Here is a 26780-nt window from a genome sequence, read left to right as displayed (position 1 = left end):
CTCGTGGGCTCGGAGAGGTGTATCAGAGCCAGTCAAAGACCATGTAAAAATTCCCGTCGTACTCTTCCCCGGTAATTCGATGCAGATCGAGCCCACCGCAGATGCCTTGCTGTTTTTATCGCTCATCTCCGGCCGCAATCCCGAGCTGCTCATTGGGCAGCACGTCGTGGCGGCGCCGATCATCCGCAATACAAAGCTCGAAGTCATACCGACAGGCTATATGCTGGTCAACAGCGGCCGCATCACCTCGGCTGCCTACATCAGCAACACCATGCCCATTCCGGATGACAAGTATTCGCTCGCGGCGGCTACCGCCATGGCAGGGGAGATGCTGGGCCTGCAAGCCCTGTATATGGATGCCGGCAGCGGCGCCGAAAAAGAAATCAGTGCCAAGATGATCGCCACGGTGCGCAAAGCTATACAGATACCGTTGATCGTTGGCGGAGGGATCAACACCAGCCAAAAGGCACTGCGTGCACTGGAGGCCGGTGCCGACATGGTGGTGATCGGTAATGCACTCGAAAAGGATCCCGAGTTGCTGATCGGTATAGCCGACAAGGTATACGAGTGGAACCAGGGCTGACGCCCTCGCTACTGATCAAATTCCAGTCGGAAGCCTACGCCGTGGTAGTTCACAATCCGTACGCTTGGATCTTCCTTGAGGTATTTGCGTAGCTTGGATATGAATACGTCCATGCTGCGCCCCATGAAGTAATCGTCGTCCCCCCACACATGTTTTAAGATCTCTTCGCGTTTTAACACACGGGTGCGATGCTGGTACAGCAGTTGCAGCACCTCGGCTTCTTTCTGCGTCAGGATCTTTTCAGTATCGTGCAACCGCAGCGTGTACGTGGTATAGTCAAAATTATACTGGCCCAGGGCGAACGCCTGCTCGGGTTCAGGCATAGGCTCGCCGGTGCGGCGCAGGAATACCTCCATGCGGTATAAAAGTTCCTCGAGGTTAAAAGGCTTGGTGATGTAGTCGTCGGCACCGGTTTGGAAGCCGGCCAGCTTGTCTTCGGTCATCGACTTGGCCGTGAGAAAGAGGATAGGGATTTCCTTGTCGCTTTCGCGCACGGAACGGGCCAGGGCAAAGCCGTCTTTCTTGGGCAGCATGACGTCGAAGATGCAGAGGTTAAAACTACCTGCGCGGAACGATTGCTCGCCCGCTTCGCCGTCGGTACAAAGCGTAACGGTATATCCCCGCATGGTGAGGTTGTCTTTAATGACAAAGCCCAGGCTGGGATCGTCTTCCACAAGTAGTATTTTCTTTTCGGCGATCATGCAGTATACAGTTTGGTGGTATTGGTCAGGCGGGGATAAACACGCGGAACACACTGCCCTTGTCGAGCTCGCTGTGCAATGTTACATACCCATCGTGAGCTTCGACGATCGTCTTCACATAGCTCAACCCCAAGCCAAAGCCTTTCACATCGTGTACGTTGCCGGTAGGCACGCGGTAAAATTTCTGAAATATACGTTTGTGGTTCTCCCGGTCGATGCCGATGCCGTTGTCTTGTACTTCGATGAGTACCCCTTTGTTGTAGTCGGTGGTCGACACGGTGATCAGCGGTATCCCGCGGCAATATTTGATGGCGTTGTCCAGCAGGTTGGTCAGTACGTTGGTAATGTGCAGGCGGTCGGCCTGCAGCTCGTGCACGGTGGCGTGAAAGGCCGTGCTTACGGCACCTTGCTTTTCGCGTAGCGTCATGGACGCATTGTGAATAGCATCGGCAATGATCTGGTGCACGTTTACCATTTCCTTTTGCAGGGCAACATCGCCTTTGTCGAGGCGAGCCACCTGCAACACGCGCTCTACCTGTTGTTTGAGGCGCAGGTTTTCTTTTTCGATGATCGCGGCATAGCTCTGCAACCGCTCGGGCTGCTGTACAATGGCCGGGTCTTTCAACACTTGCGTAGACAGCGCAATGGTGGAGATCGGCGTCTTAAACTCGTGCGTCATGTTGTTGATAAAATCCTTTTGGATCTCTGACAGCCGCTTTTGCTTGAGGATAACGAAGATGGTGTAACCAAAGAAAACAATTACCACCAGTAGCACCGCCGAGGAGAACGACCAGATGCCCATCTGGTTGAGCAGGTGCGCGCCACGGTTCGGAAATTGCACACCAAAGTAGTATCCATGGTTGGCCCATTCGGGCAGGTTGCGGTCAGTGATTTTGCTCTTGGCGGTCTTAAGGGGTATATAGTTGCCATAGAGCATACACTCGCTGGAACAATCATATACACCGTATTCGAAGTCGATAATGATATTGCGTCGCTCAAACTCGGTGCGGAGCAGGAACTCCAACAGGCGTGTGTTGAGCTGATTGTTGACGGACACCACAAAGTAGTTGGACGAGAGCTGTTTCACCGGGTTAATAGCCGGTGCGGGTGTATCGTTGATATCGTATACCTGTTGGGCCACATTATAAAGCGCCGTGGTGACGGTTCGCTCAAACTCCGCTTCCTTCAGGTCAAAGGCGCGACGTACCCAGTAGATCTGGGTGATCGTAATGCCCACGATGGAAAGCGTGGCCAGAATAACGATGAGGCGTATGGTCGAGTTTTTCACGGTTCAGAAAGGTACGACATTGTTTTGCCCGGTGCTGTCAGATTAACAAGTCATTAACATTTTTTAGGCAGCGTTTAACACGCTTTCGAAAAGCGTATCGGCAGTTTTGTATCGTTCGAACAGCAACATTTTTTACAAACATTTAAACCTCTTTACAACGTATGAGAAAAACTGCTTTTATCCTGGTCGGCGCGTTCTTTGCGCTGGCAGCCCTGACCCAAACGCGTGCCGCGCATGTAGCCGGCGTAGCCGACTACTTCGGAACCCCCGTGTTTAACTGGGTCCAGACCTCCTTCAACTTTGGTAAGATCAAAGTCAACAAGCCGGTAAACCACACTTTTACATTTACCAACACCGGAAGCGAGCCGTTGGTAATCACATCGGTAAAGGCCTCTTGCGGTTGCACCGTGGCGGAGTATTCCAAAGACCCTATTCCTGTAAACGGAGAGGGCTTCGTAAAGGCCACCTACAATGCCGCCAACAAAGGAGTCTTTAACAAGACCGTTACCATCATTGCCAATACGGAACAGAGCGAGGTGGTGTTGACCATAAAAGGCGAAGTGGTCGATTAGACCGCTAAACCGCAACCAGCAAAAAGGGTGCGCAGGAAGTAGAGGACGGCCTCACTTTCTGCCCCCTTTCTTATTCCGTAAACGTTTTCGGAAAGAAAATCTGCAATATATTGACCCTGCCCCTCCCTCACACCAGTATTTGATAACTTTGTTGGCGTTCAAAAACCAGCTAATGGCAAGTGAGTTCAATAAGACTGTATCGACACGGTACCACATGTACAACAGTCTTTTCCTTAACCTTCCCTACACGGGCATATACCGCACGGGTACATTGCTACCGCTATTGCAGCAAGCCTGTGAATCCGGATTTGAAAAGGGTAAGGACCCCCTGACGATCATTAAGAAATTCTTTGCGGACTTTACTCCCCAGGCCTCGCGCGAAGAGCAGTTCAACATGCTGTTCAACTTTATCCAATATGTGGAGCGCCAGGTGGTATTGTTCGACTCGATCGAAGACGCCGCCTTTGACGAGATCAACGACCTGAACGGCAAGGGTACGCTTTCCGCCCTGATGCTGCGGGCCGAATCAGAAGGTGTAGAAGACGCGTTGCGCAAAAAACTGGAAGACTTTAGTGTCCGCGTGGTGCTCACCGCCCACCCTACCCAGTTCTATCCCGGCAGCGTGCTGGCGATCATCAACGACCTGGAGCTGGCCATTCGCGAAAACCGGTTGGAAGATATCAACCTGTTGCTGCGGCAGCTGGGGAAAACGGCCTTCATTAACAAAGAAAAACCCACACCGTTCGACGAGGCTGCCAGCCTGAGCTGGTTCCTGGAGAATGTGTTCTACCCCGTCATACCGACCATCGTCCACAAGGTGATGACCGGCCTGAACGTAAAGCTGGAAGAGTGGAGTAACTTCGACCTGATCAAAATCGGCTTCTGGCCCGGCGGCGATCGCGACGGCAATCCGTTCGTAACGCACGAGACAACCATTAAAGTAGCGCAACACCTGCAGGAGACACTGTTGAAGTGTTACCACCGCGACCTGCGCTGGCTCAAACGCCGCCTTACCTTCAAAGGCGTGGATCATATCATCGCCCGTGCCGAAGGCAAAGTATACCCTATCGCTTACGGCAACGGTTATGGAGAGATCTATCACCACCCCGACGAGCTGTTGAACGACCTGTTTGAAGCCCGCGAAGTGTTGATCAACGATCACCGCGGTCTGTTCCTGGACCTGCTCGATGCTTTTATCCTGAAAGTAAAGATCTTCGGCTTCTACTTCGCCAGCATGGACATCCGTCAGGACAGCCGCAAACATGCCCAGGCATGGGAAGCGTGTCTGGCCAGGCTGCAGTCGAAGAACAAGAAGCTCAAAAACTTTGACAAGCTCAGCGAGCGCGAGAAGATCGATACGATCCTTTCGCTCAACTTCAAACCGGCATCGCTCAAGTTCGACGACGACTTTGTAACCGAGCTGGTCCAGAGCTTTAGCGTGATCGGTCAGATCCAGGAGCAGAACGGTGTAGAAGGATGCCACCGCTATGTTATCAGCAACTGCCAGTCCGCGCTGGACGTCATCCGCGTGTACCAGCTGGCCAAGCTCATACTCGGCAAAGATGAAGAGTTGCCGCTGGACATCGTACCGCTCTTCGAAACCATCGAAGACCTGGCCAACTGCGAGGTGGTCATGAAGACGCTGTACGGCATACCCGAGTACCGCGAGCACCTGCAGCGCCGGGGCAAGAAGCAGACCATCATGCTCGGCTTTTCCGACGGCACAAAAGACGGTGGTTACATGCGCGCCAACTGGTCTATCTTTAAAGCAAAAGAGAACCTCACACGCATTGCGCGCGAAGAAGGCTTCGTGGCGGTGTTCTTTGACGGCCGTGGCGGCCCTCCGGCACGCGGTGGTGGGAATACCCACGACTTCTATGCGTCACTGGGCGATACCATCGAAGACAAAGAAATACAGATTACCATACAAGGCCAGACCATCAGCTCGAACTTTGGCAAGCCGGTCTCATGCCGGTATAACCTGGAGCAGCTGCTGTCGGCCGGCATAGAGAATTCGATCTTTCAAACGCTCGACCCATTACAAGAGAAGGAGAAGGCGCTGCTCGATGCACTCGCAGAAGAAGGCCACCAGGCATACCGCGAGCTGAAACAGCATCCGAAGTTTGTGCCCTACCTCGAAAAGATCACACCGCTGGTATACTTCGGCGACAGCAACATCGGCTCGCGGCCGGTAAAGCGTAACTCGGGTAGCCTGAAGTTTGAAGACCTGCGGGCCATTCCGTTTGTGAGCTCATGGGCGCAGATGAAGCAGAACATCCCCGGCTTCTACGGCGTCGGCACGGCCATCCGCGAGCTGAAGTCGCAAGGCAAGCTGCGCGAGCTGAAGATCCTCTTTAAAGAATCATTGTTCTTCCGCACGCTGTTAAGCAACAGTATGATGTCGCTCACCAAGAGCTATTATCCGGCCACGGCCTACCTGGCCAAGGACAAGGACTTTGGCGAGTACTGGAAGAAGATGTACAACGAGTATAAACTCTCCCGCGAAATGATCCTTGAAGTTTCCGGCCTGACGGAGCTGATGGAGAACACTCCGGTGAACCGCGACTCGGTAAAACTGCGCGAGCGTATCGTCTTACCGTTGATCACCATTCAGCAGTACGCCCTGCAGAACCTGCGCGACCTGGAAGACCGCGACAAGCCGTTTGACAAGCAGCTGCGCAAGCTGGTCATGCGCTGCATGTTCGGTATCATCAACGCAGCACGTAACTCGGCCTAAAGATAGCGGCCGACTCACGGTGATGTCATAAAAACCAGTGCTGGATTTATGTATCCACTTAGCCCTTTCAGGGCTAAGACTATAAAAGAAAAGGGGCCGTAAAGCCCCTTTTCTTTTTACTATTCTTCTTTCTCTTTTTTCTCTTTCGAAGAAGACTTCGCCTTTTTCACTTTAATGGTGAGCAGGTCGCCCTTGCCATCGTAGTCGGCCAGGATCGTGCCACCTTCTTCGACTTCGCCTTTGAGGATCTCCTCGGCTACCGGGTCTTCCAGGTATTTCTGGATCGCTCGGTTCAGCGGGCGCGCGCCGAATTGCTGGTCGTAGCCCTTCTCGGCCAGGAAGTCCTTGGCCTTGTCGGTCAGCTCAACATTATAGCCCAACTGGGTAATGCGGTTGAACAGCTTCGACAGTGTGAGGTCGATGATCTTGTGGATATGCTCGCGTTGCAGCGTGTTGAACACGATCACATCGTCCAGACGGTTAAGGAACTCGGGGCTGAAGGCACGCTTCAGGGCGTTGGCGATCGTCAGCTTCATGTGCTCCTCTTCGCTTTCGCGTTTTGCAGCCGTCGAGAAGCCGATGCCCGTACCAAAATCTTTCAGGTCACGCACACCAATGTTGGAGGTCATGATGATGATGGTATTGCGGAAGTCCACACGGCGGCCCAGACCGTCGGTCAGGATCCCGTCGTCAAGCACTTGCAGCAGGATGTTAAATACATCCGGGTGAGCTTTTTCAATCTCGTCAAGCAGTACGACAGAGTAAGGCTTGCGGCGTACTTTCTCGGTCAGCTGGCCGCCTTCTTCATACCCCACATAGCCTGGAGGGGCACCTACGAGGCGTGATACGGAGAATTTCTCCATATACTCGCTCATGTCGATGCGCACCAGGGCGTCTTCTTTGTCGAAGAGGTAGGTTGCCAATACTTTGGCAAGCTCTGTTTTACCGACGCCGGTAGGGCCCAGGAAAATAAAGGAGCCGATCGGCTTCTTCGGATCTTTCAAGCCCACGCGCGTGCGTTGGATGGCTTTGACAAGTTTCTTGATAGCCTCTTCCTGACCGATCACTTTGCCCGCCAGCTCTTCGCCCATGTTCAGCAGTTTGTTGCTTTCTTTCTGGGCGATACGCTTGGTGGGGATGCCGGTCATCATGGCGATCACGTCGGCCACGTTGTCTTCGTTTACCGTATATTTTTCCGTACGGGTCTTCTCTTCCCATTTGGCTTTTGCGATGTCGAGCTGTTCGATCAGCTTCTTCTCGCGGTCGCGCAGTTGGGCGGCTTCTTCGTACTTCTGGCTTTTTACGACGCGGTTCTTTTCTTTCTTCACGTCTTCGATAGCCTCTTCGAACTTCACGATGTCTTCCGGCACGTGAATGTTGTTGATGTGCACACGGGCACCGGCTTCGTCGAGTACGTCGATCGCTTTGTCCGGCAGATACCGGTCGCTGATGTAGCGGTCAGAAAGTTTTACGCAGGCCTCGATCGCTTCTTTGGTATAGATCACGTGGTGGTGATCTTCATATTTCTCCTTGATGTTCTCGAGGATCTGGATCGTTTCTTCCGGCGACGTAGAGTCCACCATCACCATCTGGAAGCGGCGGGCCAATGCTCCGTCCTTCTCGATATACTGACGGTACTCGTCGAGGGTGGTAGCACCAATGCATTGGATCTCACCCCGGGCCAGGGCGGGTTTAAACATGTTGGAGGCATCCAGCGAGCCGGATGCACCACCAGCACCCACGATGGTGTGCAGCTCGTCAATGAAGAGGATCACGTCGGGTGATTTCTCCAGCTCGTTCATGACGGCCTTCATACGTTCTTCAAACTGGCCGCGGTATTTGGTACCGGCCACCAGCGATGCCAGGTCGAGGGTAACGACGCGTTTGCCGAACAGCACACGCGATACCTTCTTCTGGATAATGCGCAGCGCGAGGCCTTCGGCAATCGCCGTCTTACCCACGCCGGGTTCACCGATCAGGATCGGGTTGTTTTTCTTTCTGCGCGAGAGGATCTGCGCCACACGCTCGATCTCTTTCTCGCGGCCTACGATAGGATCGAGTTTGTTATCTTCTGCCAGACGGGTAAGGTCCCGGCCGAAGTTGTCGAGTACAGGAGTGCGAGATTTCTCGGTTCCTTTTTTCTCTTTGCCGGCTGCGCCTTGGCTGCCGCCACCAAAGATTTTGGATGAATCGTCATCCGGATCGTCCGTGTCTTGCGAAGCCATCGGACCTTCGTTTTGGTACTCCAGCATTTCTTTTACAGTCTCGTAGTTTACGTCAAACTTATTTAAGATCTGGGTCCCCAGGTTATCATGGTCACGCAGGATCGACAGCAGGAGATGCTCCGTGCCGATCAGTTGTGCCTTGAAGATCTTGGCTTCGAGGTAAGTGATCTTGAGTACTTTTTCCGACGCCTTTGTCAGGGGGATGTTTGCCAGGTTCTTGATCTGGTGCGTTGCTGTGCCTTTGGAAATTTTTTCAATCTCGTTTCGGAGTTCATCCATCGGTACACCCAGCTTCTTGAGCACGCCTACCGCTACGCCTTCGCCTTCGCGGATCATACCCAAAATAAGATGTTCTGTACCTATGTAGTCATGCCCTAAACGCAGTGCTTCTTCCCGGCTCAGTGAAATTACTTCTTTAACGCGGTTGGAAAATTTAGCCTCCATAGAGAGAAAGTCAATGATGATTAGTGTAAATGTAAAGTTTTTTGCGAGTTCAACACCATTCGGATTGTGAAGAATTAATACTGTGTAAGAAACACCGGCGAAAACGGTTTTGTTCATTTCCCCACAATGGAAGCCTGAACACGTCTTGCAGCTTCCGGCCCTTCACAAAAGATCAGGTCGATGAGACTCATGTTCCCTGCAAACGCATTGCCAAATACCTGCGTGTAGGGACTGGCCTGAAAAAAGTTGGACAAATTATCCTGTTTCTTACTGTTAAGCAGTGAACGTAAGTCTGTTGTGTCGGGTTGGGGCGTTGTTTCGTACGACAGACTTTCCGTGACAGGAATTCCCCATTTAAGCCATTTCAGACACAATGACAGAAAACGAACGTTCAGATCAAATAAAAAATCGTTTTTACTGTAAAGTACCTTTTCAAGATCATCCGCATAATGCTCAAAGAATGGTGCGTTGCCATACGCCGACCGGATGGTTCGCCAATGATTGTTCACCCACTTCTGACTGTAGTCTATCCGTATGTCGGTGATAAGTGTTTTGTTGTGACGGGCAGTAACCGGTACGATCAGCGTCGCGACACCCTGTGACGTGTTAACATGACAACGGTTCCGGTAGGTTTGTTTAACATAATATTCGTGACGCTCCAATATGATACCATTCGTGTTGGCAACTGCAGCAAAGTAAGCTACCGACGGAAGGTAATGTGTCTCGATAAGAACTTTCAAAATACCTCCAGGTAAGCCACGATAAAGGGAGCCGAGATCAGCAAACCATCAAAGCGGTCGAGGAAGCCGCCGTGTCCCGGCAAGGTACTGCCCGAGTCTTTGATCTCGATGCTGCGTTTGAGCAGCGACTCGACCAGGTCACCGAACGTGCCACCGATAACAATGATGACTCCGATAACCATCCACTGCGTAAAAGTAAGTGAATGTAAAAACTGCGACATGAGGAACGCAAAGAACATCGCCAGGGCTGCGCCGCCAAAGAAACCTTCCCACGACTTCTTCGGCGAGATGCGCTCGAACAGTTTGTGTTTGCCAAAGAATGTCCCGGCAAAGTAAGCCCCCGTGTCACTGGCCCAAAGAATGAACAGGCAGCCGAGGATGATCTCAAAATTATAGCCGTCATCTTGTAGTACCGCGATGTTGAGGAGGGTGAAGGGTACCGCGACGTAGAAGATACCGAGAAAGGTAAAGGCGATATTGGTGAAAGGCTTACGCTCAAACTTCTTGTAGAGCTTGATCATATATACACACGAGATGAGCGGGAAGATGAGGAAGTAATAACGTGGCGAGGCGATGTCCTTTTCAATTAAGAAGGACAGCACAAAGATGAGGATGCCGCACAGGGTGCCGAAGGTTTTCTGCGGCGAGAGCCCGTCCAGGCCGGCAAGCTTGTAGAATTCCAGCAGCGAAAAAAGACAGATGATAAAGAACACGGCGAAGTAGGTCCACTCGCTGTACCATACGGCAGCGACAATGCCGCCGGAGCCCAGCAGGCCGGTGATGATTCGTTGTGTAAGGTTGCTATACTTGGATATGGTCACGCAGCGATGAGGTTAGATCGGTTGCAAAAGTGCAAATTCCTGGGAATATTAATGTGCGGTGGCAGGATCATCTTCCGGAGGCGCCTGGCCCAGGCCCCGGTCGCGGTAATATTTCCAGAACAAAAAACAGAGGGCGCCGGTCGCCAGGGTGCAGCTCGCAACGATATGCCAGGGGGCCGCTTCCGTGCTCTCGACGTCGATGTCCAGGGCGCCTTTCTGATAAAAATACAGCGCCAGCACCATCATGCCGTTGTTAAACAAGTGGGCCAGCATGGCCATGGTCAGGCTGCCCGACCAGTAATAGAGATAGCCAAACAACGCCCCCAGTAGCATGCGGGGCACAAACCCATAGAACTGCATGTGAATAGCGCTAAAGATGGCGGCGGCCACCCAGATCGAAACGTGAATGTTGCGTGTGGCCCGGTAGAACTCCCGTTGGATGATGCCGCGGAACACCAGCTCTTCGCCGATGCCGGGCAGAATAGACACCACCACCACCGCCAGGATCAATTGACCGGTGGAGTCGAACTTGGTTAAGAATTCCGTCTGCTTGCGCAGTAAGTCTTCCAGCGATTTGAGCGTTTGCTCGATCCCGTCCGGAAAGGTGATGTTTTGGTTCCACTCGATGAAGATGGAGTTCACGCCGGTGAAGGCAAAGATCAATGCGATCGTGATCAATGCGGTCTGCGGAAAGATGGGGCCCGTAAAAAGCCCGACGGTGTAGTCGCGGCTGCGCAGAATGCGTACCAGGATGACGGGAACAACAATGAGCCCAAAAAATGTGGCACAGCCCTGCATGATAAACAAAGGCACTTTCATTTCCGGGTGGCCCAGCGGGTCCTTGATGGCCTCGCTCATGTCCAGGAAGGTACCGGGATAGAACGGCAAGGCTATAAAAAAGCCAATAAGAGGCCCGATGATCTGAAAACCCAGCAATACGGCAACCAACACGAGGAGGATTGTCATGAGGGGTGAGGATTGACGTCGGGCTATTTCAGGCTCCATGATTTATGGTTAAATTTGCGGGCTAATATGGCGAAAATCGGTCAAATAGAGCTGGGAGAGTTTCCTTTGTTGCTTGCACCCATGGAGGATGTGAGCGATCCGCCGTTCCGGGCGGTGTGTAAGGAGAATGGGGCGGACCTCATGTACACGGAATTTATTTCGTCGGAGGGCCTGATACGCGATGCCGCCAAAAGCCGGCAAAAGCTGGATATTTTCGAATACGAGCGCCCCATCGGCATCCAGCTGTTCGGCGGCGATATCGGCAACATGGTGCAATCCGCCGAGATTGCCGCGGCCGCACGCCCCGACCTGATCGACATCAACTACGGCTGCCCCGTAAAAGCCGTTGCCTGCCGTGGTGCCGGTGCCGCCCTGTTACAAGACATACCCAAGATGGTCAAAATGACCGCCGAGATCGTCAAAAGCACCTCGCTGCCGGTAACGGTCAAAACCCGCCTGGGCTGGGACGAGTCGACCAAAAATATCCTGGAAGTAGCCGAGCGTTTACAAGATATTGGCATCCAGGCCCTGAGCATCCACGGCCGCACACGCGTGCAGATGTACAAAGGCGAAGCCGACTGGACGCTGATCGGCCAGGTCAAAGAAAATCCGCGCATTCAAATTCCCATCTTCGGCAACGGAGACATAGACACGCCCCAAAAGGCGCTGGAGTATAAAAACCGTTACGGCGTAGACGGCGTTATGATCGGCCGGGCCGCCATCGGCTACCCATGGATCTTCCGCGAGATCAAAGAATACCTGCGCACCGGCCAGGTAGCCCCGCCGCCCACCATGGCCGAGCGCGTGCAAGCCACTAAAAAACACTTCGAGTTTTCCATTCGCTGGAAGGGCGATCGCCTGGGCGTATTTGAAATGCGTCGCCACTATACCAACTATTTTAAAGGCGTACCCGATTTCAAACCATTTCGGATGCGGTTAGTGGAAGCGCCTACCGAGGCCGACGTCCTGGCCATTCTCGACGAGGTCGCTGATACCTATGCATCGGTTGGGGTAGCGGTATAACAAAGCAAGAAACAGGTTTTATTTCCACCACACTTAGCGAACCTTTCCCAAAGCAAAACCGTATTCTTACTTTCTACCTTCTATTATGCCCGATGCTAACCGCCGCGCGGCCCTGGTGATCTTCATTATACTGACGCTCATCTGGGGTACGTCCTTTATTCTGATCAAACAAGGCCTGAAAGTTTTCTCGCCCGACGAAGTGGGGGCGCTGCGCGTTGTAGCCGCCTCGTTATTCCTGATGCCGCTGGCGCTTACGCGCCTGAAAGAACTAAAAAGCGGTAGTCACTACGGTAAGCTCTTTGCCTCGGGCATGCTCGGCGTTTTTATACCCTCCTTTCTTTTCGCCACCGCACAAACACATATGGAAAGCTCGGTGGCCGGCGTGCTCAATACGTTGACGCCCATCTTTACCATGATCATCGGCGCCATACTTTTTCACCAACGCTTTCGGGCCATGGCCATTGCCGGTATTGTGCTGGGCTTTGCCGGCGCCGTGCTGCTCAGCATGTCGCGTGCGGGAGGGACGATCGGCGGCGTGAACCTGTATGCCCTGTTGATCGTGCTCGCCTGTTTCTGCTACGGTTCGAATCTCAACCTCATCAAATTCAAAATACCCGACCTGAGCGCGCTGACGATCACCAGCGTAGCGCTGTTGCTGGTAGGCCCCGTGGCCATCCTATACCTGCTGGGCTTTACAGAATTCCTGCCCAAGCTCACGACCCAACCGGGCGCCTGGCAGGCGTGTGGGTTTGTGGTGCTGCTGGGCTTGATGAGCACCGCCGTGGCCATGTTTTTATTTAACAAGCTCGTAAAGGTAAGCACACCGCTGTTTGCCAGCTCGGTAACGTATGCCATACCGTTGGTGGCGGTGCTGTGGGGACTGCTCGATCACGAGCAGCTTTCGTGGGGGCACCTGGCTGGCATGATCACCATCATCGCGGGCGTATACCTGGCCAACCGTAAGTAAAAACCAAAAATACTTCTACTTTTGCGGCGGTAATTACTCCGCCGACATGTCACTTCAGAACGATCTCCTGCTGCGTGCAGCCCAAGGCTTGAAAACCGAACGCACACCGGTGTGGCTTATGCGCCAGGCCGGACGCATCCTGCCGGAATACCGCCAGGTGCGGGCTTCCGTAAAGGATTTCAAAGCCCTGGTGAAATCACCTGAGCTCGCCACCGAGGTCACCATCCAACCGGTAGACATCCTGAACGTCGACGCAGCCATTATTTTCTCCGACATCCTGGTAGTGCCCGAAGCCATGGGCCTGTCGTACGAAATGGAAGAAAACAAAGGGCCGGTATTTCCCAACAAGATCACCTCGCCCGCCGACCTGGCCTCGGTACACGTAGCCGAAGCCGGCGAGCTGCAATATGTGTTAGACGCTATTGCGCTGACCAAACGCACATTGAACGGCCGCGTGCCGCTCATCGGTTTTGCCGGTGCCCCCTGGACCATCTTTTCCTACATGATCGAAGGCCGCGGCAGCAAAACCTTTAGCGCCGCCAAAAAAGTGCTGTATGCCGACCCGATCTTTGCCCACAAGCTGCTGGACATGATCACCGACACCACCATTAAATACCTGCAGGCACAGGTAAAGGCTGGAGCCGACCTGATCCAGCTCTTCGATTCCTGGGCGGGCATCCTCAGCCCGGCACAATACGAAGAATTTTCACTGCCGTACATCGCCCGCATCTGCGATGCCATCACCGATGTGCCGAAGACTGTTTTCGCCAAGGGCGCATTTTTTGCGCGTGCGCAAATGAATAACCTGAACTGCAACGTCGTGGGCCTGGATTGGAATATGGGCGTAGCCGAAACACGGGCGCTGGTGCCCGACAAAGTGCTCCAAGGCAATCTTGACCCCTGCGCGCTGTATGGCTCCACGCAGGACGTAAAACGCGAGACCATCAAAATGCTGGAGGCGTTTGGCCCGCATAAACACATCGCCAACCTGGGGCACGGCCTGTATCCCGACACGGCCGTCGACAATGTGCGGTGTTTTATCGACACCGTCCAGGAATATCGTTTTTCGCACTAATTCCCAAGCAGGAACGCAACGGCGTTCCGTTTCTGTTCACAACCGGAATATTTCTATCTTTGAAAAGGGGATAGCCACAGCCCGGGGAGAGCGGGGGCGGTTGTAGGGTACTATTTCCAGCGTGAGGTCACTAGTGTTGGAATTGTCGGTTAGCGCCTTATTATATGCGGATTCTCAGTATTTGCTTGCTTTCCTGTACGTTCGCTTTCCTGGCCCAGGCACAGGTAAAACCCGTGCAGCAATTTTCCTGGCCCGCCGGCATCCGCGCCGACGACTATATACCCGGCAAGGTCCTGGTAAAAGTACGCCCCGAATTCAACGCCGTTTTTCAAAACCCCGCCGGCCGTAGCAGCCTGGGTGGCATTGTTCAGCCCCTGGTTCCGCCTGCTGCCAGGGTTAACAACAAACGCGCCCGGGCACAAGCCTTTATGCCCACCGTTGACATTCAACAATATTTTGAGATCACCTTCGATCCCAACCGGCCGGTAGACGAATTTATCAATGAGCTCTATGCCACAGGATATATAGAAGTAGCCGAACCGGCATACCGGCAGAAGATGCAGGCCGTGGAGGTGCCGCCGTTTACGCCGAATGATGCGATCCCTGCCAATCAATACTACCTCGATAATATTCACGCATACGACGCCTGGGGCATTACCCAAAGCAACGAAGATATAGTCATTGCCATTATCGACTCCGGCGTGGACTCAGACCACCCCGATCTGGAATCGAAGCTATACATAAACGCGGCAGAGGTTCCCAACAACGGACTGGACGACGATCACAACGGTTATATAGACGACTACCGTGGCTGGGATTTCTCAGGTCCCGTGCGTGTAAGCGAACGTGACCCGAGCTTTGTGGGTGACAACGACCCGACGGTGCCAAAAGCAGGCAAAGGGTTTAGCCATGGCACGCAAGTAGGAGGCGTGGCGGCAGCGGCGACAAATAACGGTGTAGGCATAGCAGGAGTAGGCTTTAATGCAAAGTTGCTTTTTACAAAACACTATGCCGACAACCAGGGTACCGGCGAGGAGTCGTACGACACCGATACCTTTCTGGGCGTGCTGTATGCGGCAAGGCTTGGAGCACGGATCATCAACTGCTCCTGGGGCTCGACTTTTCGCAGCCAGGTTTACCAGGATATCATTACCTACGTGACCGAAGATCTTGGTTGCCTCGTCGTGGCTGCGGCGGGTAATCAGAAGGTAGAACAATTTATATACCCCGCCTCGTACGACCACGTTCTTTCCATTGCTGCTACGAATCAGACCAACGCCCTGGCCTATACCTACAGCAAGGCCGTGGACATCTCAGCCCCGGGCATTAACATACGCACGACAGACTTTGGTGGTGTTTATACCACGATCAACGGCAGTTCTTTTTCCGCGCCCATCACCAGTGGTGCCGCAGCCCTTGTGGCCAGCATGTTCCCCGAGTATAACGGCGAACAGCTGGGGGAACAGTTGCGCGTAACGGCCGACAGATCATTGTACGCGGTCGCAGGGAATAACGCCTATCAAAACAAAATGGGCCTCGGTCTGCTCGACGTTTACGCCGCACTAACCCGGACGTCACCTTCCCTGCGTGTGTTGAAATACGAGCTGCTTGACCCGGAAGGTAACGTGGCCGAACCCGGCGACAATGCGAGGCTGTATTTCGACATCAGGAACTATCTGGAAAACACCACATCAGCCCTGGAGGTCTCCATCTCGACAGCAGACCCCAGCGTAAACATTACACGCGGTAAGATCTCCCCCGGTGTGATCGGAGGCAGCACGACCGTGCGCAATACCGCTACACCCTTTGAGCTGACGCTGAACTCCAACCTGGCCGAGGGTCAGGCCATCGACTTGCTGGTAACATTTTCCGACGGCGACTACCAGGACTACCAGTATATTTCCTTTGTGCCCAACCTGCCCTACCGCACGATGGAAGAAAATGAGATCAGGACCTCCATTGCCACCGCGGGACGTATTGGGTTTGCCGACACGCGCAATTCAACGGGAGGTATAGGCTTTTCCTATAACGGTCAGTCTATGCTCTTTGAAATGGGATTGATCCTCGGCAGTTCCGCGGGTGACATTCTCAATAGTGTCCGCGGAGTAGGCGGCAATCAGTATGACCAGGACTTTGTGTCCACCAGCCAGATCCGTAAGACGGTGCCTGGCGAAGACGCTGATGCCGAGATCAACGGCAGTTTCTCCAACACCGACGTAGCGAGCGAGCAACGTGTCCGGGTGAATTACCGTACCCACGTATGGCGTGGCGTTCCCTACACAAAGTTTGTCGTGGTGGAATATACCCTTGCCAACGCGCAGGCAACGCCGCTGACGGATTTTTACATTGGCTTGTTTGCCGACTGGGATGTAAGTCAAGGGGGTGGTCAGGATGCTGCGGGGTGGGACGCCGACACCCGTGTGGGCTACGTATACCCCAAAGCCTCTTCTGCACTGCCACATGCCGGCATACAGATCTTGAACGGCACCCCGACCTATTACGCGATCGACAACGACCCCACGCTGGCGGGTAATCCGTTTGGGCTATACGACGGCTTTACCGATACCGAGAAATTTACCGCAATCTCCACTGACCGCACTGTGGCCGGCGCCGCGGGAGCCGGTACCGATGTAAGCCACGTCGTGTCGGCCGGTCCTTATACACTGGCACCGGGAGAAAGCGTGACCGTGGCCTTTGCCCTGCACGGTGCCTCCAATCTCACCCAGTTGTTAGCGTCGGCGCAGCACGCCGATGAGCTCTATAACCAGGTATTAAAAATACCCCTGCCGTTGGTATTGCCGACGGAGGTTTGTACCGGCTGTGACGCAACACTGATTGCAACCGGCGGCAATGACTACAACTGGTATCAGGATCAATATGGAGGCGTGCCCCTGGCAACGGGACCGGAGTTCACCATGACGTCTGTACAAAATGATACCGTTGTATACGTTTCCAACGCCAGCGGCGGCCATGAAAGCCTGCGTGTACCCGCGCAGATCCGGGTGACGGGAACAACCTCATCGGAAGGAACCCTGGACAGTCGCGTCGTCGTCTTCCCCGTGCCCGTGGTCAACGACAAACTTACCGTGACGATTCGCGACATCGAGGCGCGTGAGTTGTCGCTAACCGTGTTTAACGCCCAGGGCGCCGAAATGACACACATGTCCCTTGGAAGCGTGTACGACCAATTCAGCCATACCATCAGCACCGTCGGCTACCCGGCCGGAGTATACCTCGTCAAGATGCAGCTGGATCAAGACGTGATCGTGCGTCGGGTTGTCATCCGGTAGAGAGATGCCGACAACAAAAAAAGGAGGGTGCCCACGGCGAAGTGCGCACCCTCCTTTTGTTATCGCTATCTGTCAGGCGTTACATCTTGGAGCGGTTCAGTTCGGGAATGTGATCAAACAGCTTGATCGACTGCAGGAAGATCTCGTTGGTTTCATTGAATACGGGATAGAAACCATCGTTGCCCCACAGCTTACGTGCGATCTGCGATTTGATGTGAACCTGGAAGAGCTTTTTCTTGGTCCGCAGCTCTTTGTGATCGGGCTTGACTTTGTTGCGCTCGCCTACTTTTACCAGCTGGTTGATCATGGCGTCGGTCACAATAAAGTTCTTTAAGAAGCTTTCAAAGCCTTTTTTCTCCAGGGCCGCGCGGTGGTCTTCGGCATAGCCAAAAGTATACTCCTGAATAGAGGTGGAGGTATACAGCTCGTTCAGGTAATGACTGTTGAGGGACGTATCGAGGGGCACGAAATAGTCGGGCATGATACCGCCACCGCCATACACGGTACGGCCGTTTTGCGTGACATACTTCAAGGAGTCGTTGAACTTGATGCTGTCGGCGTGAAAGAACTCGCCGTGGTTATAGCGGCTCACGATGTCGAGCGCATACTCGTCTTCGTCCTGGTACGGCTTCTGGATAGAGCGGCCGCTGGGCGTATAATAGCGGCTTACCGTCAGGCGCAGCTCCGAACCGTCGCTCAGGTCGTACGGAGACTGTACCAGTCCCTTGCCAAAGCTGCGGCGACCCACGATCAGGGCCCGGTCGTTGTCTTGCAGGGCGCCGGAAAGGATTTCAGAGGCCGACGCGCTGCCTTCGTTCACCAGCACGATCAGGTCACCGCTTTCAAAGTCGCCGCGGGCCGTAGAGAGCGCTTCTGAGTTGTTCTTTTTGTCTTTGCCTTTTGTGAACACGATCTTCTTGCCCGACGACAGGAAGTCATCCGCCATATCGATGGCGATGTTCATATACCCGCCCGGGTTGCCCTGCAGGTCGAGCACGAGCTTTTTCATGCCCTTTTCGCGCAGCTTCGCCATGGCGGTGTGGAACTCTTCGTAGGTCGTGGCCGCAAAGCGGTTCACTTTTATATAGCCGATCTCGTGGTCTACCATATAGGAAACGTCCACCGAATACTGGGGGATCTTGTCGCGGATGATCTTGTAGTCGATCTCCTTGTCGCGGCGCAGGATCGTGACCACCACCTCGGTGCCGCGGGGGCCTTTGAGGGCCTTCATGACATCGGCGGAGGTTACACCCACACCGGCCAGGTTCTTATTGTCCACGCGGATGATCTTGTCGCCCGACTGGATGCCCAGCGCTTCCGAGGGGCCACCGCTCAGGGGCGACACGACCACGATCGTATCGCGGAAAATATTGAATTCCACGCCGATGCCGTCGAAGTTGCCGCGGAGGTCTTCGTTTGCGGCGATGCGGTCCTTGGCCGGTATATACGACGAGTGGGGGTCGAGCTTGTGCAGCATTTGCTGGATGGCGTCGTCCACCAGGTTGCTGGTATTGATGGTGTCTACATATTCTTCGTTGATCTGCGTCAACACTTCGCGCAGCTTCTGCACATCGTCGCCTACCTCACCCGAGCTCTTCTTGGTGCTAAAGCTGGTGCCCACAAAAATCCCCGCGGCCAGGCCCAGACAGAGCACGAGCGGCAGACTGATGTGGTTTTTTGAATTCCGGTTCTCACTCATGACAGCAATAATAAAGTAAAATCTGTAACGAAAGACGAAAATAAATGTTGGCAGGATAACGCACGATGTCGTTCAGACGTTCCCGATCCAATTAACCCCGGTGGAGGTAGGAATTTGCGGAGGTTTAACAGGGTTGGCGAGCCTTTTGGCGGGACCGGCAAGGCTTTTGCACATGGAACGTAAACCCCGGCGGGTTCTGACTTTTCTCAGCTTTTCTTGGCCGGGAATTGGTTAACTATGGGGAATTTTTCGCTTATATTTACTAGGATCATGAGCAAGGCAGCGCTAAAAGATACCCGCATTTCAGACTTAGTTGACCAGAACTATGTGCATGCGTATGTGCTTTTTTATTTCGGCATTCGTTTCTACGAATATTCGGAGCTCACGCTGGCGCAGGTATGCCAGAAACAAGGCCTGCGGGTGGAGCAGGTGATCCGCGAGCTGGAATCGCCCACACACCTGCGCGAGGCGGACCTGCCGCTGGTGTCATACCCCATCGACCTCATCATCGAATACCTCAAGCATTCACACTTCCTGTTTGTCAAGCACAAGCTGCCCTACATTGCCCGGCTGGTGGAAAGCTTCAAGGCCCACCACGAAGATTACCTGGCGGTAGAGCGCGACCTGAAGTTTGTCTTTCCCCTGTTCGTAGAAGACTTCATTGAACACATATACGAAGAAGAGGATACACTCTTTCATTATATCCTGACGCTGGAACGCGCCTCGAAGGGTACACACGTGGCCCCCAAGCTATACTACCTGCTGGAGAAAAACTCGGTGCAGAAGTTTGCCATGGAGCACGACGCCCACGACGACGAGATGGAAGGCATCCGCAAGATCACCCGCGACTACGCGGTGACCAAGGACACGCCGCTTCACATCAAAGTGATGTATAACGAGCTGCGCGACTTTGAGAAAAGCCTGATCACCCACGCCCGCATCGAAAACGATATACTCTTTCCCAAAGCCATGGCCATCGAAGGCCGGGTGAAGAAACTCTTCTTTGACAAAATCAAATATAACTGACAGGGCTGACTGCCGGCTGGCGGTTGTTATTCATGGGACGGATTCTGGCGATTGACTACGGAAAAAAAAGAACGGGGCTGGCCGTGACCGACCCCCTGCGCATCATTGCCACCGCCCTGGAGACCGTGCCCACGGAAGGGCTCATGGCCTACCTGCAGGCCTATCTCAAACGCGAGCCGGTAGACGCGTTTGTCATCGGCATGCCCAAGACCCTCAAGAACGAAGATTCCGAAACGGCCCCGTTCGTGCGGGCATTCGTGGAGGAGCTGAACAAGACCTTCCCCGACAAACCCGTGCACCCCGTAGACGAACGCTTCACCAGCAGCCTGGCACTGCGGGCCATGATCGACGGCGGCATGAAAAAGAAAGACCGGCAGGTAAAGGGTAATGTTGACAAGATCAGCGCGACTATCATTCTTCAGTCTTTCCTGGAATCTCTTTAAATTCGCGCCATGATTTATCCCATTGTGATGTATGGCGATGCTGTGCTGCGCCAGAAGGCGGGCGATATCGCACCCGGTACAGACCTGAAGCAGCTCATAGAAGACATGTATGAGACCATGCATGCCGCCAGCGGCATCGGCCTCGCGGCCCCGCAGATCGGCAAAAGCATTCGCCTGTTCGTGGTAGACGGCACCGTACTGGAAGACGAACCGGGCATGGCCGACTTTAAAAAGGCGTTTATCAATCCCCAGATGCTGGAAGAGTGGGGCGAGCCGTGGGATTATGAAGAAGGCTGTTTGAGCATCCCCAACATACGCGAGAAAGTAGCCCGCAAAGCCAGGCTGCGCATTCGCTACTTCGACGAGCAGTGGAATCAGAAAGAGGAAGAGTACGACGGCATGCAGGCGCGCATCATCCAGCACGAGTACGACCACATAGAAGGGAAAATGTTTGTAGACTACCTGCCCGCCCTTAAAAAGCGATTGCTGAAAGGTAAGCTGACCGATATTTCCAAAGGCAAGGTAGACACGGAGTATCGTATTGCCGCCCCGTTGAAGAAGTAACGACGCATGAGCACGATCCCGTCCAGGCTGCCCGATGTAGGGACATCCATATTTTCCGTGATGTCGAAGATGGCGCTCGAACACGGGGCCATCAACCTGTCGCAGGGCTTCCCGGACTTTGCTATCGACGAGACCATCGTGCACCTGGTGCACCGTTATATGCTGGAAGGGCACAACCAATACGCCCCCATGCCCGGAGCCCCCGCGTTGCGACAGATCATCGCGCGGGTGATCCGCGAAACCTACGGCCACACCGTTGACGCCGAGACCGAGATTACCGTCACCCCCGGCGCGACGGAAGCGATCTTTGCCGCCATCGCCGCCTTTGTCGGCCCCGGCGACGAGGTCATCTTGTTTGACCCCGCCTACGACTCCTACGATCCCGCCATCCGCCTGAACGGCGGCGTGCCCGTGCACCTGCCGTTGCAATACCCCACGTTTGCCATCGACTGGGACATGGTCCGTGCGCGCATCACCCCGCGCACACGCATGATCATGATCAACACGCCCCACAACCCGTGCGGCGTAACCCTGGGCGAATCCGATCTCCGCACCCTCGAGGTCCTGGCCGAACAACACAACCTGCTTGTCCTGAGCGATGAGGTCTACGAGCGCCTGATCTTTGACGGCCAGCAGCACCACAGCGTGCTGCGTTACCCGATGCTGGCCGCACGAAGCCTGGCAGTATTCTCGTTTGGCAAAACCTTTCACGCCACCGGCTGGAAAGTTGGCTACATAGTAGCGCCCGCCGCCCTGATGCAGGAAGTGCGCAAAGCACACCAGTTTATCGTCTTCAGCGTGAACACCCCCGTGCAGCTGGCGCTGGCGGAATACATGCAGGTGCCCGACCGTTATTTGTCGCTCGCCGCCTTCTACCAGCAAAAACGCGACTTTTTCTTAGAGCACCTGCGCGGCTCATCGTTCGAGCCCGTAGCCTGCAAGGGCTCGTACTTCCAATTGCTCTCCTATAAGAATATCTCCCGGCAGGCGGACACGGCCATGGCCGAGGAGCTAACCAAAAAATTTAAGGTCGCCGCCATCCCCGTATCCGTTTTCTACCAGGACCGCACCGACAACCACTTGCTCCGCTTCTGTTTTGCCAAGAAAGAAGAGACGTTGGCGAAGGCCTGTGAGATCCTGAGAAAGATCTAAGCCAGGTCAACGGCAGGGTTCCCGCACAGTTAGTTGTGGCGGACTTGCGGCAGAGTTCCGGCACAGTTGCAGCAGCCTATAGAGCGCTGCTGCATCTATGCGGTGACTATGTTGACATGGTCCATTGAATATGGTGTAACGGTGGCTTTGGTACGCCTTACGTAGGGGTTTAGTACGGCTTTGACACGGGTAATCCCCTTATGGCGTCACTTTTTGGGGCCCTGCGGGCTGCTCATCTCAGCAACTAGCGCAAGTGTTGCGCAAGGCCCCCATTGCCGACCACCGGCCGCCGCGTAAATTATTTTCGAGCCCCACAGGCGACAGCCATGCCCCCGCAAGTGTTAGCGCAGGTGCGTCACGCCCCCTCATTCCCATCCTTCAAATGCCCCAACCCCATGCCATCCATATAGATTACCCGTATCAAAGCCATACCATAGCTATACATAAGCTATCCCCGACATACCCCAATCCTATACAAAAGCTGCCGGTGGCCGGCCCCCGGGGTTCCGGAATTGGAGTCCCGAAAAGTAGGGACAGCCAACGAAAGGACGGCTTAAGCACGCCTTTAGTATGCCTTTACCAGGGCTTTGATACGGGTATGATAGGGGTGTGATACGGGTATGATACGGGTAATCCTCCGGAAACGTGGGTTTTGAAGCGCCGATGCCCCGTCTGTATCCTGCGGAATGCTTCCCGCAAAATCCCTGTTCATTGTCCCCTCAATTTGTTTTCTTTGTGGTCCGGAAAAAATTACACGCATGCAGGACCTCAAAATCACGCTTATTCAGTCAGATACGCATTGGGAAGACGTCAGTGCCAACCTCTCTATGTTCGAGGAGAAGATCTGGCGGATCAGCGGGGCGACAGACGTCATTGTGTTGCCGGAAATGTTTACGACCGGATTTTCCATGGCCGCCCATCGCCATGCCGAGATGATGAATATGCGCACCTTTAAATGGATGCGCCAAATGGCCGACCAGACCGGCGCCCTGATCCTGGGGAGCTATATCGTTAACGTGCATGAGCGTTATTACAACCGTTTGCTGTGGATGGAGCCGGGCGGTCAGTTCAAGACCTACGACAAGCGCCACCTGTTCCGGATGGAGAATGAGCACAAAACCTACACCGCCGGCGAAAGCTTACTGATCGGTACGTGGAAAGGCTGGCGCATCTGCCCGCTGATCTGCTATGACCTGCGCTTCCCTGTCTGGAGCCGTAACCGCTACGACACCACCACGCGCAAGCTGTCATACGACGTGGCGATCTATGTGGCCAACTGGCCCACCACCCGCATCGACGCCTGGGATACCCTGCTGCGGGCGCGGGCCATTGAAAATGTCAGCTATGTCGTGGGCGTGAACCGCATCGGTCTTGACGGCCAGGGCGTGGAGTACAACGGCCACTCCTCGGTGATCAGCCCCAAGGGCGGGGTGGTCTATACCAATGAAGGCACCGAAGCCATTCACACCGTGGAGTTAAGCGCCAATGCGCTGGAAGCCTTCCGCGACCGGTTCCCTTCCTACATGGACGCTGACGACTTTACGCTCGAGTTCGAAGAATACGAAGAGTCCGACCTCGACTAATCCGAATTTCCATCTACTTTTGCACCTCATTTTAAACACCCTGTAACCACCATGGCCAACCGGAAGATCACCCGCGCGTTAATTTCTGTTTTTTATAAAGATAACCTGGAGCCGATCGTGCACTTTCTGGGCAAGCAGGGAGTAGAGTTTGTCTCCACCGGGGGCACCCAGGAGTTCATCGAAAAACTGGGCTACGCCGTAACACCGGTAGAAACGCTGACGGGCTATCCGTCCATCTTTGGTGGGCGCGTAAAGACCCTGCACCCGGCCGTGTTCGGCGGTATCCTGTTCCGCCGCGAAGACGCCGGCGACAAAAAACAGGCACAGGAATTTAACATCGGCCCGCTCGACCTGGTCATCGTAGACCTATATCCCTTTGAAGAAACGGTAGCCAAAGGCGGCTCCGAAGAAGATATAATAGAGAAGATCGACATCGGCGGAATCTCCCTCATCCGCGCTGCGGCCAAGAACTTCCAGGACGTGCTCATCGTCTCTTCACGCGATCAGTATACCGAGGTGCTGGAGGTATTACAGCAAAGCAACGGTGCCCCCGCCCTGCAAGACCGCAAGCGCTTTGCCGCCATGGCCTTTGACGTGACCTCACACTACGACACGGCCATCTTCCAATACTTCAACGGCGAGTTTGCATTGCCCCGGTATAAAAAGAGCCTGTCACAAGGACGCGTATTGCGCTATGGGGAAAATCCTCATCAGAAGGGTACCTACTACGGCGACCTCGACGGCCTGTTCGAACAGCTCAACGGCAAAGAGCTCTCCTATAATAACCTGGTAGACGTAGACGCCGCGGTAAACCTGGTACAAGAGTTTGCCGGCGAGACGGCCTTTGTCATCATCAAGCATACCAACGCCTGCGGTGTAGCCACGGCGCCGAACGTAAAAGAAGCGTACCTCAAAGCCTTTCAGGCAGACACCACATCGGCCTTTGGCGGCGTGCTGGCCACCAACACCATGATCGACCTGGCCGCGGCCGAAGAAATCAACAAACTGTTCTTTGAGATCCTGATCGCGCCCGCCTATACCGACGACGCGCTGGCGCTGCTGCGCAGCAAGAAGAACCGTATGCTGCTACGCCAGAAACAACAGCTGCGGGAAACGCTGCAAAGCAAGACGATCCTGAACGGCGTGATCGAGCAGGACCTTGACCTGAAGACCGACAGCAAAGAAGACCTGAAGGTCGTTACCAAAGTAGCGCCTACCGCGGCCGAGGTCAACGCCCTGCTGTTCGCCAGCAAAATCTGTAAACATACCAAGTCCAACACCATTATACTGGCAGTCGACGGACAGCTGCTGGCAAGCGGCGTCGGGCAGACGTCACGCGTCGACGCGCTGAAGCAGGCCATTGAAAAAGCAGGCACCTTTGGCTTCTCGCTGAAGGGCGCGGTCATGGCATCGGACGCATTCTTTCCCTTCCCGGACTGTGTGGAAATTGCCAGCCAACAGGGTATCCACGCCGTGATCCAACCGGGAGGTTCCGTAAAAGATACGGACTCGATCGACTTCTGCGACCAGCACGGTATGGCCATGGTCTTTACCGGCGTGCGACACTTCAAGCACTAAGAGCATTGTGAACCCGGGTAAGTCCGGTAGGCTTAAACTACCTTCCAGGTCCATCCCAAACTCTTCACCGATAAAATATGTACCGGCTCGCAAAAAACTTACATTTTTGAACCGGTACATATTTATTTGGTAAATTAAATGCAATTTTACAGGCGCATCATCGGTTACTTCCGAACTTTTTAGTTTTAAACTAGGGAACAAGACATACATGGCATTTTTTGACTTCTTCACCAGCGACATCGCAATAGACCTGGGGACAGCAAACACCCTTATTATTTACAAAGACAAGATCGTCGTGGATGAGCCCTCCATCATCGCACTTGACAAAGTGAACAGCAAGGTGTTGGCCATTGGCCGCGAGGCCATGCAGATGCATGAAAAGACGCATGATCACATCAAGACCATCCGTCCGCTGAAAGAGGGCGTGATCGCCGACTTCCAGGCGGCCGAAATGATGATCCGCGGGCTGATCAAAATGATCGACACCGGCAAGCGCCTGTTCCCACCGTCATACCGCATGGTGATCTGTATCCCCTCCGGCATTACCGAAGTAGAGAAACGCGCCGTGCGCGACTCGGCAGAGCATGCCGGCGCCAAAGAAGTATATATGATCTATGAACCGATCGCCGCGGCGATCGGAACCGGCATCGACATCGAGCAGCCTATTGGCAACATGATCGTCGACATCGGTGGTGGAACAACCGATATCGCCGTGATCGCCCTCTCGGGCATCGTCTGCGACCAGTCCATCCGTGTGGCCGGCGATACCTTTAACCGCGACATCCTCGACTACATGCGCCGCCAGCACAACCTGCTGATCGGCGAGCGCTCGGCTGAGAAAGTGAAGATCGAAGTGGGCTCGGCCCTGACGGAGCTCGACGACGGACCGGACGATTACGAGATCCGCGGCCGCGACCTGATGACCGGTATACCCAAGACCATCAAGATCTCTTACTCCGAAGTGGCCTTCGCCCTCGACAAGTCGGTCTCTAAACTGGAAGAAGCTGTACTCAAAGCCCTGGAGACCTCTCCCCCCGAGCTTTCGGCCGATATTTATGAGCGTGGTATCTATCTGACCGGCGGCGGCGCCCTGCTGCGCGGGTTGGACAAGCGCCTGGCGCTTAAAACCAAACTGCCCATCCACGTAGCCGACGATCCGCTGCGCGCCGTGGTACGCGGTACCGGCCAGGCACTGAAAAACCTTCCTCAGTTCAGAGCCGTGTTGATGACCTAGTCACACCAAGTGGAGGAAGCAGGAGTAACG

At 54.3% G+C, this 26780-nt stretch carries 21 protein-coding genes; 14 read left to right on the top strand and 7 right to left on the bottom strand.

Annotation, left to right across the window (positions count from 1 at the left end; all coding sequences use genetic code 11):
• Nucleotides 1-583, top strand: a 583-nt coding sequence (locus KK078_RS11770; RefSeq protein WP_254090472.1) for a geranylgeranylglyceryl/heptaprenylglyceryl phosphate synthase, incomplete at its 5' end; no start/stop codon positions are given.
• A gap of 8 nt (nucleotides 584-591) precedes the next feature.
• Here KK078_RS11770 and KK078_RS11765 read toward each other — a convergent pair.
• Both KK078_RS11765 and KK078_RS30645 read right to left on the bottom strand, forming a co-directional pair.
• Nucleotides 592-1284 carry a response regulator transcription factor gene (locus KK078_RS11765; RefSeq protein WP_254090471.1) on the bottom strand — a complete coding sequence of 231 codons (693 nt, stop codon included), beginning with the start codon at nucleotides 1282-1284 and terminating at the stop codon, nucleotides 592-594.
• Nucleotides 1285-1309: 25 nt separating this feature from the next.
• Entirely contained in the window at nucleotides 1310-2572 is a 1263-nt protein-coding gene (locus KK078_RS30645) for a sensor histidine kinase (RefSeq protein ID WP_254090470.1), read from the bottom strand.
• Between the two features lie 161 nt (nucleotides 2573-2733).
• Here KK078_RS30645 and KK078_RS11755 point away from each other — a divergent pair, with 161 nt between their 5' ends.
• Nucleotides 2734-3144, top strand: a complete 411-nt coding sequence (locus KK078_RS11755) for a DUF1573 domain-containing protein (RefSeq protein WP_254090469.1) — start codon at nucleotides 2734-2736, stop codon at nucleotides 3142-3144.
• A gap of 172 nt (nucleotides 3145-3316) precedes the next feature.
• Nucleotides 3317-5881 carry a phosphoenolpyruvate carboxylase gene (locus KK078_RS11750; RefSeq protein WP_254090468.1) on the top strand — a complete coding sequence of 855 codons (2565 nt, stop codon included), beginning with the start codon at nucleotides 3317-3319 and terminating at the stop codon, nucleotides 5879-5881.
• A 119-nt stretch (nucleotides 5882-6000) separates the two neighbouring features.
• Here KK078_RS11750 and KK078_RS11745 read toward each other — a convergent pair whose 3' ends face one another.
• From KK078_RS11745 to KK078_RS11730, 4 genes are all read right to left on the bottom strand, one after another.
• Nucleotides 6001-8550: an ATP-dependent Clp protease ATP-binding subunit gene (locus tag KK078_RS11745; RefSeq protein ID WP_254090467.1), complete on the bottom strand. Its 2550-nt coding sequence runs from the start codon at nucleotides 8548-8550 to the stop codon at nucleotides 6001-6003.
• Between the two features lie 113 nt (nucleotides 8551-8663).
• Complete coding sequence (locus tag KK078_RS11740) at nucleotides 8664-9290, bottom strand: WbqC family protein (protein ID WP_254090466.1); 627 nt, start codon at nucleotides 9288-9290, stop codon at nucleotides 8664-8666.
• Entirely contained in the window at nucleotides 9287-10105 is an 819-nt protein-coding gene (locus KK078_RS11735; protein ID WP_254090474.1) for a phosphatidate cytidylyltransferase, read from the bottom strand. The genes KK078_RS11740 and KK078_RS11735 overlap by 4 nt, the downstream gene beginning before the upstream one ends.
• A 54-nt stretch (nucleotides 10106-10159) precedes the next feature.
• Nucleotides 10160-11077 carry a CPBP family intramembrane glutamic endopeptidase gene (locus KK078_RS11730; RefSeq protein WP_254090465.1) on the bottom strand — a complete coding sequence of 306 codons (918 nt, stop codon included), beginning with the start codon at nucleotides 11075-11077 and terminating at the stop codon, nucleotides 10160-10162.
• 66 nt (nucleotides 11078-11143) lie between these two features.
• On the opposite strand from KK078_RS11730, the gene dusB reads away from it, so the two are divergent.
• From dusB to KK078_RS11710, 4 genes are all read left to right on the top strand, one after another.
• Nucleotides 11144-12139 carry a tRNA dihydrouridine synthase DusB gene (gene dusB, locus KK078_RS11725; RefSeq protein WP_254090464.1) on the top strand — a complete coding sequence of 332 codons (996 nt, stop codon included), beginning with the start codon at nucleotides 11144-11146 and terminating at the stop codon, nucleotides 12137-12139.
• 85 nt (nucleotides 12140-12224) lie between these two features.
• Entirely contained in the window at nucleotides 12225-13106 is an 882-nt protein-coding gene (locus KK078_RS11720; protein ID WP_254090463.1) for a DMT family transporter, read from the top strand.
• A 46-nt stretch (nucleotides 13107-13152) separates the two neighbouring features.
• On the top strand, nucleotides 13153-14181 hold the full coding sequence (hemE, locus tag KK078_RS11715; RefSeq protein WP_254090462.1) for a uroporphyrinogen decarboxylase: 1029 nt from the start codon (nucleotides 13153-13155) through the stop codon (nucleotides 14179-14181).
• A gap of 164 nt (nucleotides 14182-14345) precedes the next feature.
• Entirely contained in the window at nucleotides 14346-17471 is a 3126-nt protein-coding gene (locus KK078_RS11710; RefSeq protein WP_254090461.1) for a S8 family serine peptidase, read from the top strand.
• Between the two features lie 79 nt (nucleotides 17472-17550).
• Here KK078_RS11710 and KK078_RS11705 read toward each other — a convergent pair whose 3' ends face one another.
• Nucleotides 17551-19170, bottom strand: a complete 1620-nt coding sequence (locus KK078_RS11705) for a S41 family peptidase (protein ID WP_254090460.1) — start codon at nucleotides 19168-19170, stop codon at nucleotides 17551-17553.
• Between the two features lie 270 nt (nucleotides 19171-19440).
• Between KK078_RS11705 and KK078_RS11700 the strand changes: the two genes are divergently transcribed.
• The 7 genes from KK078_RS11700 (at nucleotide 19441) to KK078_RS11670 (ending at nucleotide 26750) form a co-directional block, all read left to right on the top strand.
• Nucleotides 19441-20196 (top strand): iron-sulfur cluster repair di-iron protein, encoded by a 756-nt coding sequence (locus KK078_RS11700; protein WP_254090459.1) that lies wholly within the window; start codon nucleotides 19441-19443, stop codon nucleotides 20194-20196.
• A gap of 32 nt (nucleotides 20197-20228) precedes the next feature.
• Nucleotides 20229-20639, top strand: a complete 411-nt coding sequence (gene ruvX / locus KK078_RS11695) for a Holliday junction resolvase RuvX (RefSeq protein ID WP_254090458.1) — start codon at nucleotides 20229-20231, stop codon at nucleotides 20637-20639.
• Nucleotides 20640-20648: 9 nt separating this feature from the next.
• Entirely contained in the window at nucleotides 20649-21203 is a 555-nt protein-coding gene (gene def, locus KK078_RS11690; protein ID WP_254090457.1) for a peptide deformylase, read from the top strand.
• A 6-nt stretch (nucleotides 21204-21209) separates the two neighbouring features.
• A complete protein-coding gene (locus tag KK078_RS11685) occupies nucleotides 21210-22355 on the top strand; it encodes a methionine aminotransferase (RefSeq protein ID WP_254090456.1) in 1146 nt (381 codons plus the stop codon).
• Nucleotides 22356-23113: 758 nt separating this feature from the next.
• Complete coding sequence (locus tag KK078_RS11680; protein ID WP_254090455.1) at nucleotides 23114-23938, top strand: amidohydrolase; 825 nt, start codon at nucleotides 23114-23116, stop codon at nucleotides 23936-23938.
• A gap of 51 nt (nucleotides 23939-23989) precedes the next feature.
• A complete protein-coding gene (gene purH, locus KK078_RS11675) occupies nucleotides 23990-25516 on the top strand; it encodes a bifunctional phosphoribosylaminoimidazolecarboxamide formyltransferase/IMP cyclohydrolase (protein WP_254090454.1) in 1527 nt (508 codons plus the stop codon).
• Between the two features lie 208 nt (nucleotides 25517-25724).
• A complete protein-coding gene (locus tag KK078_RS11670; RefSeq protein WP_254090453.1) occupies nucleotides 25725-26750 on the top strand; it encodes a rod shape-determining protein in 1026 nt (341 codons plus the stop codon).
• The last annotated feature ends 30 nt before the right edge of the window (nucleotides 26751-26780 follow it).

The organism is Dawidia soli (assembly GCF_018598185.1).
Classification (GTDB): domain Bacteria; phylum Bacteroidota; class Bacteroidia; order Cytophagales; family Cyclobacteriaceae; genus Ohtaekwangia; species Ohtaekwangia soli.
This window is presented reverse-complemented; position numbering and strand designations above follow the sequence as displayed.